Source organism: Bradyrhizobium sp. 930_D9_N1_4, from assembly GCF_052076015.1.
Lineage (GTDB): Bacteria > Pseudomonadota > Alphaproteobacteria > Rhizobiales > Xanthobacteraceae > Bradyrhizobium.
This window is the reverse complement of record NZ_CP197236.1, coordinates 1,530,227-1,542,889: the sequence shown is the minus strand read 5'-3', so window position 1 is coordinate 1,542,889 and position 12,663 is coordinate 1,530,227. Positions and strand designations below refer to the sequence as shown.

The 12,663-nt window shown below is 61.8% G+C and carries 11 protein-coding genes and 1 tRNA gene; 9 read left to right on the top strand and 3 right to left on the bottom strand.

The window, feature by feature from the left end; all coding sequences use genetic code 11:
- Positions 1-10: 10 nt before the first annotated feature.
- Both AB7532_RS07155 and AB7532_RS07150 read right to left on the bottom strand, forming a co-directional pair.
- Positions 11-1,114: a molybdopterin-binding protein gene (locus tag AB7532_RS07155; RefSeq protein ID WP_441234101.1), complete on the bottom strand. Its 1,104-nt coding sequence runs from the start codon at positions 1,112-1,114 to the stop codon at positions 11-13.
- Positions 1,115-1,168: 54 nt separating this feature from the next.
- The gene (locus AB7532_RS07150) at positions 1,169-2,002 is read right to left on the bottom strand and encodes a substrate-binding domain-containing protein (RefSeq protein WP_441234100.1); all 834 of its coding nucleotides are present in this window, start codon (positions 2,000-2,002) and stop codon (positions 1,169-1,171) included.
- Between the two features lie 393 nt (positions 2,003-2,395).
- Between AB7532_RS07150 and AB7532_RS07145 the strand changes: the two genes are divergently transcribed.
- Both AB7532_RS07145 and AB7532_RS07140 read left to right on the top strand, forming a co-directional pair.
- Complete coding sequence (locus tag AB7532_RS07145; RefSeq protein WP_441234099.1) at positions 2,396-3,289, top strand: substrate-binding domain-containing protein; 894 nt, start codon at positions 2,396-2,398, stop codon at positions 3,287-3,289.
- Between the two features lie 103 nt (positions 3,290-3,392).
- Positions 3,393-4,607, top strand: coding sequence for an ABC transporter substrate-binding protein (locus AB7532_RS07140; protein WP_441234098.1), 1,215 nt, complete (start codon positions 3,393-3,395; stop codon positions 4,605-4,607).
- A 114-nt stretch (positions 4,608-4,721) separates the two neighbouring features.
- Here AB7532_RS07140 and AB7532_RS07135 read toward each other — a convergent pair whose 3' ends face one another.
- Positions 4,722-5,687, bottom strand: a complete 966-nt coding sequence (locus tag AB7532_RS07135; protein ID WP_441234097.1) for a TAXI family TRAP transporter solute-binding subunit — start codon at positions 5,685-5,687, stop codon at positions 4,722-4,724.
- A gap of 107 nt (positions 5,688-5,794) precedes the next feature.
- On the opposite strand from AB7532_RS07135, the gene AB7532_RS07130 reads away from it, so the two are divergent.
- The 7 genes from AB7532_RS07130 to AB7532_RS07100 all read left to right on the top strand — a co-directional run bounded on the left by AB7532_RS07130 (position 5,795) and on the right by AB7532_RS07100 (position 12,660).
- Positions 5,795-6,769, top strand: a complete 975-nt coding sequence (locus AB7532_RS07130; protein WP_441234096.1) for a Bug family tripartite tricarboxylate transporter substrate binding protein — start codon at positions 5,795-5,797, stop codon at positions 6,767-6,769.
- A gap of 344 nt (positions 6,770-7,113) precedes the next feature.
- Positions 7,114-7,189: transfer RNA gene (locus AB7532_RS07125), tRNA-Ile, on the top strand.
- Positions 7,190-7,347: 158 nt separating this feature from the next.
- On the top strand, positions 7,348-8,997 hold the full coding sequence (locus AB7532_RS07120; protein WP_441234095.1) for an amidohydrolase: 1,650 nt from the start codon (positions 7,348-7,350) through the stop codon (positions 8,995-8,997).
- A gap of 167 nt (positions 8,998-9,164) precedes the next feature.
- The gene (locus AB7532_RS07115; protein ID WP_441234094.1) at positions 9,165-9,905 is read left to right on the top strand and encodes a hypothetical protein; all 741 of its coding nucleotides are present in this window, start codon (positions 9,165-9,167) and stop codon (positions 9,903-9,905) included.
- A gap of 252 nt (positions 9,906-10,157) precedes the next feature.
- Complete coding sequence (locus AB7532_RS07110) at positions 10,158-10,895, top strand: FRG domain-containing protein (RefSeq protein ID WP_441234093.1); 738 nt, start codon at positions 10,158-10,160, stop codon at positions 10,893-10,895.
- Positions 10,892-11,998 carry a DUF262 domain-containing protein gene (locus tag AB7532_RS07105; RefSeq protein ID WP_441234092.1) on the top strand — a complete coding sequence of 369 codons (1,107 nt, stop codon included), beginning with the start codon at positions 10,892-10,894 and terminating at the stop codon, positions 11,996-11,998. Before AB7532_RS07110 ends, AB7532_RS07105 begins: the two co-directional genes overlap by 4 nt.
- Positions 11,999-12,192: 194 nt before the next feature.
- Positions 12,193-12,660 carry a universal stress protein gene (locus tag AB7532_RS07100; protein ID WP_441234091.1) on the top strand — a complete coding sequence of 156 codons (468 nt, stop codon included), beginning with the start codon at positions 12,193-12,195 and terminating at the stop codon, positions 12,658-12,660.
- The last annotated feature ends 3 nt before the right edge of the window (positions 12,661-12,663 follow it).

Here is a 12,663-nt window from a genome sequence, read left to right as displayed (position 1 = left end):
GGAATTCCTATCATTCCTGCATCAGATAAGCATCGGCCGGATCGCCCGCCGCAAAACCCTCGTCGCCGGCGGGAATGAGCAGCCATGCGTCCGCACGGGCAATCGCCTGGAGCGGCCATTCGCCCACGGCAAGCGGCATCCATGCTTTATGTTCCTCGACCAGCAGAGCGATCTCGGCGATGCCGACACCGGACGCGATTTTGCGCGCGAGCGGCAAGGTCACCTGCCGGCGCAGCTGTCGCGCCGACAGGCGATCGACGAGCGGACGCACGAGCGCGAACCAGGCCGCGAGCGCTTGATCCGGCGAACCCGGCAAGGCGACGACGGGAACCTTTCCAAGGCGCCCAACCGCGACGGTGCGTCCGGGCTGGAGCGCAAGACCATGGGCGAGCACATCACCGTGCCGCGCCAGCGCGGTCGCGGCTGCATCGTGTCGGCCGACACCGCTACCGCCGATAGTCAGCAGGAGATCGCAGGCGGACACATCGAGCGCTTCTGCGACCGATGCTGCATCCCGGGCGGCGGCTTCGCGCAGTTGCACCTCCAGCCCGGCGGCGCGCGCGATCTCGGCAATCATATGCATCGTCGCCGTGGCGCCCGGTACATTCACGACAAGCAGTCGCGGTCGCCGCACCCTCAGCCGGTTCAGTCCGGCAACACGCGCGAGCAACAGAGCGGCCGGAGTGACCGGATGCCCTTCTGCCATCACAGGCGCGCGCCCGGCGATGTCGCTTCCGGCCCGCCTGACACCCTGTCCGGGCACGCCCTCTGCGAGCACCTGCACCAGCGGGCCCGATGCATCGACCGCGTCGGCATCGAGCACGGAATCGCACCCCGCAGGCATCGCATCGCCAGCTTCGACCCAGGCAGGAGCCTCTGTGAGCGGCAGCGGCGAATAGGCGGACGCGCCGACGAGATCGTTGGCGCGCAACGCCCAGCCATCAGCGACCGCAATGTCACTGGACGGATACGCGACCAGGGAAGTACCCGCCCCGATACATCCCGCTGCCTCCGCCAGTTGCAATTCCACCGGCGCGACCGGACCAACGTCCCGCAGCAACGCAGCGAGCGCAGCGTCGAGCGGCGTCAGCGATGGCGGCAGGCGCTGGGTCATGCGCCATGATGGACCACGCCTCGTCCGGTTTGGCAACCGCCCGCCATGTCGAGTTCAGCCGCCGGGCTTTTCCGCATTGGGAAAGTACAATTGCTGTCCGTCGACCTTGTAGCCGGCAATCGCCGCCTGTCCCTCGGACGAGACCAGCCAGTCGACGAAGGCCTGCCCCAGTTCCTTCTTCACGCCCGGAAATTTTTCGGGGTTCACCAGCATCACGCCGTACTGGTTGAGCAGCCGCTTGTCGCCTTCGACGACGATGTCGAGATCACCGCGCTCCCTGAAGGCGATCCAGCTGCCACGGTCGGACAGCACATAGGCGTTCGCCGCGCGTGCGGCATCGAGGGCGGCCGTCATGCCCTGCCTGGCCTCGCGATACCAGGCGCCCTTGGCCGCGGCGATGTCGATGCCGGCGACGATCCAGAGCGCAAGCTCCGCCGCATGGGTACCGGAGCGGTCGCCGCGCGTCACGAATGCCGCACCCTTGGCCTCGATCGCCTTCAGCGCAGTCGCGATGTCCTTGCCCTTGACGCCGGCAGGGTCGCCCTTCGGCCCGATCAGCACATAGTCGTTGTACATCACGTCGTAGCGCTTCACGGCAAAACCGTCGGCAACGAACTTTTCCTCCTGCGGGCGCGCATGTATCAGCACGACGTCGGCTTCGCCTTTGCGCGCGCCATCGAGCACCTCGTCGGCGCGCCGCGCGATCACCTTGACGTCGATGCCGGTTTTGGCGCGGAAGACCGGCAGGAGATGATCGAGCAGGCCGGACTCCTGCGTCGACGTCGTCGTCGCCAGGACGATCGCGCGGTCCTCCGCGGACGAGGTTGCAACGCCCGCGGCGAGGCCGCAGAGAAGCGCGAAGAGAGCGGAGAGACGGCGGACGGCCATAAGCGGGTTCCATTGGACAGGACACGATCATGATGACCGATTGCGCCGCACTGATGACGCGCGTTGCCTGTCGGCACCCGCCGAAGACAACAAGAGATAGAGTGGAAGCGGAACCACCACCAACGGCGGCTCCTGCCGAACGCCCCGCGCATTGCGTAATCGCACGACGATCGGGAAAGTTCGGCAACGCATTGGTGCGCATGTCGATTGCGATCGCAAGGCCCGCACCATTTGCGCGGTGCAGATTGTAAACCCAATACGAAATCGCCGGTCAGCATGTGTTGCAAAGCAACGAGATGATCAGGCATGGTTCGCACGGACCAAAATTGAACTGCAGAATTCCACCTGCGACGAACGTTCAAAAAGAAGCAAGAATTTGCATAGGAATGCAGGATGGAATTCCTGACGACAAGCGAAGCCGCTGACTATCTCCGGCTTGGCGAACGTAAACTCTACGAACTCGTCACCAACGGAGCGATCCCCTGCACCAAAGTGACCGGCAAATGGCTCTTCCCGCGCCATGAGCTCGATCTCTGGGTGCTGTCGGGAATGGCGCGTCCGGCCGGCATGCTGACGGCTGAGCCGCCACCCGTCGTCGGCGGCAGCCAGGACGAACTGCTCGACTGGAGCCTGCGTGAATCCGGCTCGGGCCTGGGATCGATGAGCGAAGGCAGCGCGCGCGGCCTCGAGCGCTTGCAGCGCGACGAAGTGATGGCGGTGGCGATGCACTTCCACAGCCTCGATACCGAGGGCAATCTTGCCGCTGACGCCAGCGCGACGGTGCTGCGTGACGCTCCCGACCTGCATGATGCGGTGCTTGTCGCATTCGTGCGCCGCGAGCAGGGTCTCGTGCTGCCGCCGGGCAATCCGAAGCGGCTGCGCGGCCTGTCCGACGTGCTCTCGCTCGGTGCCAAGATGGCGATGCGGCAACAGGGCACGGGCGCGCAGATGCTGCTCGACGTGCTGCTGACGCGCGCGGGCGCCTCGATGCGCGATCTGCGGCGGATCGAGACGCCGGCGCTCACCGGGCCCGATCTCGCCGAAGTGGTCCGCGCAGGGCAAGCCGATTGCGGCGTCGCGACGCGCGCGGCCGCGCGTTCGGCCGGGCTCGATTTCGTGCCGCTGGTCTGGGAGAATTTCGACCTTGCGATGCGGCAGCGCAGCTATTTCAGGCCGCCGATGCAGGCCCTGATCCGGTTCCTCAGCGAAAGACGGCTGCGGCAGCGCGCCGAGGAGCTGACCGGCTACGATCCCTCGCCGGCCGGACAAATCCGCTTCGCGGCCTGAGATTGACGCCCACCCCAAAATAGTTGCAAAAGAAACCAATTCAGCCGGGCTGCACCCGGCAAAAGCAACTTCGGCCAACGCGCCGGATCAGGGGAGGACTAGCGTGAATCCAATTCGATTTGGACTGCCGGTCGCGGCTGCGCTCGCGGCAGTACTGCTGCCGGGCGCAGCATCAGCACAGGTGTCCGACGACATCGTCAAGATCGGCGTGCTCACCGACATGAACGGTCCCGCTTCCGCGCCGACCGGCCAGGGCTCGGTGACCGCGGCGCAGATGGCGATCGACGATTTCGGCGGCACCGTGCTTGGCAAGCCGATCAGCATCGTGGTCGGCGACCATCAGCTCAAGGCCGACATCGGCGGCGCGATCGCGCGGCGCTGGTACGACGTCGACCAGGTCGATCTGATCGTCGACGTGCCGGTCTCCGCGGTCGGACTCGCGGTGCAGAACATGGCCAACGAGAAGAAGCGGCTGTTCATCACCCACTCCACCGGCACCGCGGATTTCCACGGCAAGTTCTGCTCGCCTTACGCCATGCAATGGGTGTTCGACACCCGCGCGCTCGCGGTCGGCACCGCGGACGCCGTGGTCAAGCGCGGCGGCGACAGCTGGTTCTTCATCACCGACGATTACGCCTTCGGCCACTCGCTGGAACGCGACGCCTCCAGCGTCATCACCGCCAATGGCGGCAAGGTGCTGGGATCGGTGAAGCCGCCGCTGGCAACGCCTGATCTCTCCTCCTTCGTGCTGCAGGCGCAGGCCTCCAAGGCCAAGATCATCGGCATCGCGGCGGGCCCGCCGAACAACATGAACGAGATCAAGACCGGCTCGGAGTTCGGCGTATTCAAGGGCGGCCAGCAGATGGCGGCGCTGCTCGCGCTGATCACCGACATCCACGGCCTCGGCCTGCAGGCCGCGCAAGGCCTGTTGCTGACGACCTCGTTCTACTGGGACATGGACGACAAGACGCGCGAATGGTCGAAGCGCTATTTCGCCAAGATGAACAAGATGCCGTCGATGTGGCAGGCCGGCGTCTACTCCAGCGTGATCCACTATCTCAACGCCATCAAGGACGCCGGCACCGACGATCCACTCAAGGTCGCCGCGAAGATGCGCGAAAAACCGGTCGAGGATTTCTTCGCCCGCAACGGCAAACTGCGCGACGACAATCTGATGGTGCACGACCTCTGGCTGGTGCAGGTGAAGACGCCGGAGGAGAGCAAATATCCGTGGGACTATTACAAGATCCTCGCGACCATCTCGGGCGACAAGGCGTTCGGCCCGCCGGACCCGGCGTGTTCGATGGTGAAGAAGTGACGATCGTTTAAAGCGATCGTCATCCCGGGGCACGCGAAGCGTGAACCCGGGATCTCGAGATTCCGGGTTCGGTGCTACGCACCGCCCCGGAATGATGGCCGCTTCAGGCGACCGTCACTTCACCACGCCGATCTCGCGAAAGTATTTCATCACGCCCGGATGGATCAGTTCCGGCTTCGGTGCCGCCGCAACCGTGTTCGACGCTGTCGTCTCGCAGGCCTGGGCCAGCTGCTTGCAGAAGGTCGCCTCGACCGCATGCAAGGTCTTAGCGAGGCGATAAGCGACATCGTCGGGCAGATCCTCGCGCGTCAGCACAAAACTCCAGGAGCCGAGCGAGGCGATCGGCGCGGCCTGCTTCGGATAGGAGCCGGCCGGCACCAGCAGCGGCTTGAGGAACGCATGCTTGGCGCGGATGCGGATGATCTCCTCCGCGCTCGGCGCGATGAAGCGTGCGCCTGACGGGCTCGAAGCCACCGCGGCAAAGCCGGGCCAGCCGATGCCGGCGCCCCAGAGCGCTGCGGCGCGGCCGTCCTCGACCATCGCGGGACCATCGCCGGCGCGGTCGAGATAGATCGCCTTGAAGTCTTCGTCCTGCTTCAGGCCAAGCCCATCCAGCACATAGCGCGCCAGGATCGGCAGGCCCGAGCCCTTGGCGCCGAACGCAACGGGCTGTCCGACCAGATCGCGGATGGTCTTGTAGGGACTGTCGGCGCGCACCACGAACATGCCGGGATTGGAATAGATCGCCGTGAGAATCTTCAGCCGCACCGGTGCGCGGCCGATGCCCGCGAACGCCTCGTAGGCCGGCTCGCCCGCGACCAAAGCGAGATCGAGCTCGCCTTTTTCCAGCAGCGGAATGTTCTCGTTGCTGCCCTTGGTGTTGCGGGGGGCGATGGTGATGTGCGGATCGGCCGCGTTCATCGCTTCCGCAAACGCGTTGCCATAGAGCGGGAAGCCGCCGCCGGGCGTCGCGGTACCCAGACTGAGTGTCGTGGTCGGAATGGCGTTGCCTCCGGTTTGAGCAGCGGCGGGGCTCGAGAGCAACGCCGCGCCAACAAGAATGGTGATTGCGAATCTCATGATGAGTCCCGGCAGGCCTGCGTCAACACCGACTTGCGGCGATGTAGGCAGCGGCCCGTTTTTGTGGAAGTGTGCAGCCCAACGACAATAGAACAATGGGAGACGTCATGTTGCGAATTTTGCGTAACGGTTTTTTTGGGCTCACGATCATTTCAGCACTTTTCGGCGCCTCCCCTCCCGCCTCCGCCGCCTATCCCGACCGCCCCGTGCACTGGATGATCGGCTTCGCCGCCGGCGGCCCGGTCGACATCGTGGCGCGGATCATGGCGCAGGCGCTGTCTGATCGGCTTGGCCAGCAATTCATCGTCGAGAACAAGGCCGGCTCCGGCGGCAACATCGCGGCCGCGGCCGCGATCAACGCGCCGGCCGACGGCTACACGCTGCTGTTCGTCGCGCCCAACAACGCGATCTCGACCTCGCTCTACAAGAAGCTGCCGTTCGACTTTTTGCGCGACACCGTGCCGGTGGCGAGCATCATGCAGCTCACCAACATGCTGGTGGTCGCCAACGCATTTCCGCCGAAGACGGTCCAGGAGTTCATCGACTATTGCAAGGCCAACCCCGGCAAGATCTCCTATGCCTCGTCCGGCAACGGCACCTCGGTGCACATGTCGGCGGAGCTGTTCAAGGCGATGACCAAGTGCGACATGATCCACGTGCCCTATCGTGGATCTGCGATCGCCTTCCCCGACATCATCTCCAACAAGGTGCAGCTGATCTTCGACAACCTTCCCTCCGCGCTCGAGCAGTCGCGCGGCGGCAATGTCCGCGCGCTCGGCGTGACCTCGCCGCAGCGCTGGCCGACCGTGCCCGAGGTGCCCGCGATCGCCGAGACCGTGCCGGGCTTCGAATCGGTCGGCTTCTACGGCATCTCCGCGCCGAAGGGCACGCCACCCGAGATCATCGAGACCCTCAACAAGGCCGTCGGCGAAGCGCTGAAGGACCCGAAGGTGATCGCGCGGCTGACCGAGAACGGCGGCATCCCGAAGCCGATGACACCGGCCGAGTTCGGCAAGCTGGTCGCGGACGAGACCGCGAAGTGGAAGAAGGTGGTGGAGTTCGCCGGGGTTTCGGTGGACTAGGACCGTTGACTGACGGCGTCGTCCGCCTGCGGGCACGACATGCGGGGGATCCAGCGATCCCCCGCACACCAAAATTAAGAAAACAACCCCATGCACAGTAGACGGGGCCAGTGATTTCAAGGGGTTACGGAGATGATGCGACAAGCCTCGGCAGAGCCGAGTTGACCCGTCGGGCAAAACAGGTTTATAAGGGCACAATCGCAAATTTCGGATATTCAAAAACCGCTCGCGTGGCCGCGCCGGCGTTCCGCGCCGCCCGCGCCAGCATTGCACCCCCGCCCCCATCCCTGTAAACGAACCGCGCACCGTTGCCGGCCGCGCACTCCAGCGGCCGTCTCGCGGCGGGGCCTGTAGCTCAATGGTTAGAGCCGGCCGCTCATAACGGTCTGGTTGCAGGTTCAAGTCCTGCCGGGCCCACCACGCTTCGCCCTGCGGGCTACGCGTGGCGCAGCCACGCGGAGAACGCAGGGCGAAGCGTGGTGTCCGGCGTAGCTAGAGCGCAGCGGAAGCGAAGACGGACTGCAAAAATCAGTTATCCTGCCTCTCCCGCTCCTGCCTCTCTCATTTCAGGACTGAACATGCGCAAGCTTCTGGCGATTTTGGTGATCTCGTGCTGGGCCACTCTGGCTCACGCCCAAAAGGCCGACCTCGTTGTCACGAACGCAAAGATCGTGACGCTGGACCCCGCATCGACCATCGCGCAGGCCCTCGCCGCCCGCGACGGCAAGATCGTCGCCGTCGGCGGCAACGACGCCGTGGAAGGCCTGATCGGGCCTGCGACGCGCCGCGTCGACGCCGGCGGACGCACCGTCATCCCGGGATTGATCGATTCCCATATTCACGCCGTGCGCGCCGGCCTCACCTACGCAACCGAGGTCAACTGGATCGGCGCAAAGACGATTCCCGAGGCCATGGAACGCTTGCAGCAGGCAGCAAAAGCGCGCCCGGCATCCTGGATCATCGTGGCCGGAGGCTGGAGCGAATTGCAGTTCGCGGAGAAGCGGCGGCCAACGCTGGCCGAAGTGATGTCGGCCGTTCCTGATAATCCGGCCTACATCCAGCTGTTCTATTCGGCGCTGCTGATGACGCCGAAAGCCCAGCAAGCGCTCGGGATCTCAGCGGATCAGCTACCGGCCGGCATCACCTCCGAGCGCGCCGCATCGGGCGAGACCACGGGCTGGTTCAACGGCTCCATCGTCAGCATCTCCGCGCTGTTCGATCGCCTGCCGCGGCCGACTTTCGAGGACAATGTCGCCGGGACCCGGCAGTTCTTCACGGAGCTCAATCGCCTCGGCATTACCGGGCTCGTCGATCCCGGCGGCTTCAGCATCTATCCCAGCCATTACGCCGCCCTGCAAAAGCTCTGGCGTGAGAAATCACTGTCGGTGCGGGTCGCCTACAGCCTGTTCGCCCAGAATGTCGGCGCGGAGTTCGAGGAGTACAAGACTCTCACGCCGTTCCTGCCGATGGGATTCGGCGACGACATGCTGCGCTTCAACGGCATCGGCGAGCGGATCACCGGCGCCATGTACAACAACAACGCACCCGATGCGGCCGCCAAGAACAAGTTCCTCGAGATCATTCGCTGGGCGGCCAAACAAGGGCTGACGGTCACCATCCATTGGCAGGAAGACAAATCCGTCCATCACCTCCTCGACCTCTATGAAGAGGTCAACAAGGAGATTCCGATCGCGCCGCTGCGCTGGTCCATCGCCCATCTCGACAACACCTCGCCCGAGACGCTGGCGCGGATGAAGGCCCTTGGCATCGGCTGGACCATGCAGGACGCCATGTATCTCGGAGGCGACCGCATCGTCGCGCAGGCGGGCGATGCCGCGCGCAGCATGCCACCGATCGTCACGGCGTTGCGCACCGGCGTCCATGTCGGCGCCGGCACGGATGCGCATCGGGTCGCATCCTACAATCCGTTCGTCGCGCTGCAATGGATGCTCGACGGCAAGACCGTCGGCGGCCTGTCGACGCGCGGCCCGGACCAGACACCCAGCCGCGAAGAGGCCTTGCGCCTCTACACCGTGGGAAGCGCCTGGTTCTGCTTCGACGAGACCCGGCGCGGCACGCTGGAGACCGGCAAGCTCGCCGACTTCGCGATTCTCGACCGGGATTTCATGTCGGTGCCCGTCGAGCAGATTGGCGCGACGGCGTCGCTGCTGACGGTCGTGGGTGGCAAGGCCGTTTATGCGGCGGATGTTTTTGCGAGCGTGAAGTAGGAGCTGCGCAAACCTTCTGAACACGTCACTCGCAACGAATAGTGACAACCGTCTATCGCCTTAGACTTTTTGACTGAGTGCCTCGATACCTTCGGGCGCAAACTCCTCTTGCCCTCGCGCATCGGTTGCGCTTGCATGATCTTTTTCCTTGGGGGAGGAATTTCAGCATGCGCATTTTAGCGATAGCGGCAATTTGTGTCGCACTGACCGGATGTATGACCGCCGGCGAGACGGTTTCCTTTAAGGCGTCCAATCCACAACAGCAGGCACTCATGCGAGACGGGCAACCTGCTCTCGTCTCTCGTCAGAAAGGCTCACTCGTACTCGTACGCCCCGCCTCGCGACAGCTCCAGATGAATGGCCGGCCAGTATTCGTTGTCGGCATCAATAATCTAGTCCGTCAGCCCATGGATTTCCGGGTTGCTCAGGTTGAGGCAACACAGCACGTCGCTGGTTCCGACTTTGAGATGAAGATCGTCACTTATGAAATGTTGGTTCAGGAGGAGAAGAATCGCCAGGTCGCCGCGGCTTTGTTGACCGGTGTAGCAGCGGGCGCGAACGCATATAGTGCTTCCCGCGCTGGGTACGGCACTTATACGACACCGCACGGTCGCACAGGGACCTTCTATAGCCCGACGGCAGCGGCTATCGCGCAAGGTAATGCCGCAGCGCAGAACGATGCCATGATTTCAGCAACAGTGGAGACCGGTCAGCGCAATATGGCCGTGCTTGAGCAATCGGTGATCAAAGACAACACTCTGATGCCGGGCGAATGGTACGGAGGTCAATTGCATGTTGCGCCACCAACCGACCAAGGCGATGGCGGACCGAAGTCTTACACGATCATCATAACGGTCGGGACGGACCGCCACGTGATCGATGTTTCGCAGGCTAGAGCAGGCGTGTGAGCCGCTCTCTCGCGGTACCGTTCTCCCGCGACGAACGTGACTGCATTCGCCGCCTCGATAACGGTGACTAGCGCTCGACTGGCCCAACCAGGTTCGCGAACTCGAGGGCTTATGAATTGAATTCACTATCATATATGGGTGCCGTTATCTCCCGAGCACCTTTACTAAATCGCGAGCGCTTGTAATAACACCCTCATTAGTTGATAAACATTGCAGATCAACTAAACGCGGCGGCTTCGGAAAGGCGCGATTTTGACAATTCGCAAGGTAAGAAATATCGCCAACTTCATTGACGCCTTGAGAGCCGATCAGGACGGCAGCACGAGATGGTTTCGTGGCCATGCCAACGCCAAGTGGCCGCTACTGCCAGGAATTATGAGGTCCAAGCCAGGGCTCACGGAAGCGTCTGCGCTGGCGCGCTTTAAACAAAGTGCGGCCATGCTAACCGACCGAACACCAAGCACCGCCTTTGATTGGACGTTCTTGATGCAACACTATGGTGTGCCAACTCGGCTGCTCGACTGGACCGAGAGCCCTCTCGTCGCTCTATTTTTTTCCGTCGATAACCTTGAGAAGCACAAAAATACCGATGCTGCGGTTTGGTGTCTCAAGCCGACCGCTCTCAACGAAAATGCCAGCATCTCTAATCCGCTCGAAGCTAACTACATTCCGTCGTTCGAAGCCCCAGAACTCGGCCCCTACGCGACAGAAAAACTCAATGTACCAAACGTCGGCCTCCTGCCGGTCGCAACGATCGCGACCCGAAATAACCCTCGAATCCAAGCGCAGATGGGCACTTTCACTATTCATCACACCAAGAAGGTTGCAATTGAAGCCGTGGGCGACAAGTCGCATGTGACCAAGTACGTAATCCCCAGCAATGCGCGCGAGACAATCCGGAGAGAACTAAAGTTGCTGGGGCTCAACCAATTCAGCCTCTTCCCCGAACTTACCAGCGTCGGATTTATTCTTCGGGAGATGATGGCATGAGTTACGTCGAAACAGCCTCGATGAAGAACAGTACCATTATGTTCCTTTACTCGGAGCGCGACGATATAGACATGTCCCCGGACTATCAGCGCATGGGCGGCATTTGGACTCTTGAGAAACGTCGTCTGCTTATCGACTCTATCTTGAATGACTACGACATCCCCAAGATTTATTTTCATTCGTTGACCACCTCTACAGCGAAGAAAACCGGCAAGCGCTTCGCCGTGATTGATGGTCGACAAAGGTTGGAGGCGATTTGGGGATTTATGGATGGCAAATTTACGTTGTCGCCAGACTTCGAGTATCAACGGGACAAGTCGTTAGATTTAGCTAAACTCAGCTACGCTGATATAGCGAAGCAACATCCAAAGATCAGGGTTAAATTCGACTCGTTTGTCTTGCCGGTCGTCACCGTCGCAATTCAAGACGAAGACCTAGATCTGATTGAAGACATGTTTTCCCGGCTTAACGAAGCCGTGCCGCTCAACGCAGCAGAAAAACGAAATGCGTTCGGTGGCCGCATGGTCTCAATCATTACCGATTTATCAAAGCATAAATTTTTTACTGAGAAAGTACGATTTGGAAATGGCCGCTATCAGCACAAAGAAGTCGCTGCCCGTTTTCTTCTCATTGAAGAAAGCATTAGAGACCACTCGAACCTAGTCGACACCAAGAAGGTCTACTTGGATGCGCTGGCCCACCGTTATCACACGAAGGAAAAAAAGAAGGCGCTGGAGTTGAAGGCGACGGTGGCATCGACCCTCGATGCTATGAGTGAGGAGTTTACGAACAAAGATGAATTGCTGCAGGCGCAAGGCATTATGGTAGTCTACTATTTGCTTTTCAAAGGCGCCCTGGAGGCCGGCCAACTAAGTCACATTACCAGAAGGAAGCTTCTCAATTTCAGGCTAAAATTGGCTGAGAATCGGGAGGAGGCAGCTAACAACTACCCATCCGCATCATTCGAACTTCTCGAGTTTGATCGGCTAAATCAGCAAGGTACGAACGATGCATCGAGCATCAAAGAACGCTATAGAATTCTTTCCAACTTACTCAAGGTACCGCCACTCAAATTCGAGGGTGTAGTCACGGAGAATCAATAATGGGCGCTCGCATGGAGCAGGCCTAACGGTGGCAATAGGCTCAATGGGCCGGCCGCATGGATTCGGAGACTCTGGATCAAATACAGCCGAGCGCTGTGACTACATCGGAATGCCAATAGAGCGCATAGACACTCCTCCCGTTTCACCTCATACTCCCTCTGCATCACTTTGTTCTCCGAGCAAAGGAGCCACGCATGTACGCCAACATCCTCTTGAGCACGGACGGCTCCGACGTCGCGCGAAAAGGCGTCGAGCATGGCATTGCGCTGGCGAAGGCCCTGAACGCCAGGCTCACGATCATCACCGTGACGGAAGCGCTGCAGATCGATTATGGCAGCGGACACGCCTCGGGATGGATTCCGACGCAGGACGAGATCGACAGTTTCGACGCGGCCAGCAAGGCCCGTGCGGGCAAGGTTCTCGACGAGGCGCGCGCGATGTCGGAGCAGATCGGCACGGCTGCGGAATTCCTGCATGTTCCGAATGCGCACCCGGCGACGGCGATCATCGAGACGGCGAGGTCGAGGGGATGCGACCTGATCGTCATGGCGTCCCACGGGCGTCGCGGCCTCAGGAAGCTGTTCCTGGGCAGCCAGACATCCGAGGTGCTGGTGGACGGACGCATTCCGGTGCTGGTGGTGCCGAAGCCGGCATCGGTGTAGGGC

What these genes read in the sequence shown, in the direction of transcription:
- AB7532_RS07155 (WP_441234101.1), bottom strand. Translation starts at nt 1,114, where the DNA reads ATGACCCAGCGCCTGCCGCCATCGCTGACGCCGCTCGACGCTGCGCTC.
- AB7532_RS07150 (WP_441234100.1), bottom strand. Translation starts at nt 2,002, where the DNA reads ATGGCCGTCCGCCGTCTCTCCGCTCTCTTCGCGCTTCTCTGCGGCCTC.
- AB7532_RS07145 (WP_441234099.1), top strand. Translation starts at nt 2,396, where the DNA reads ATGGAATTCCTGACGACAAGCGAAGCCGCTGACTATCTCCGGCTTGGC.
- AB7532_RS07135 (WP_441234097.1), bottom strand. Translation starts at nt 5,687, where the DNA reads ATGAGATTCGCAATCACCATTCTTGTTGGCGCGGCGTTGCTCTCGAGC.
- AB7532_RS07130 (WP_441234096.1), top strand. Translation starts at nt 5,795, where the DNA reads ATGTTGCGAATTTTGCGTAACGGTTTTTTTGGGCTCACGATCATTTCA.
- AB7532_RS07120 (WP_441234095.1), top strand. Translation starts at nt 7,348, where the DNA reads ATGCGCAAGCTTCTGGCGATTTTGGTGATCTCGTGCTGGGCCACTCTG.
- AB7532_RS07115 (WP_441234094.1), top strand. Translation starts at nt 9,165, where the DNA reads ATGCGCATTTTAGCGATAGCGGCAATTTGTGTCGCACTGACCGGATGT.
- AB7532_RS07105 (WP_441234092.1), top strand. Translation starts at nt 10,892, where the DNA reads ATGAGTTACGTCGAAACAGCCTCGATGAAGAACAGTACCATTATGTTC.
- AB7532_RS07100 (WP_441234091.1), top strand. Translation starts at nt 12,193, where the DNA reads ATGTACGCCAACATCCTCTTGAGCACGGACGGCTCCGACGTCGCGCGA.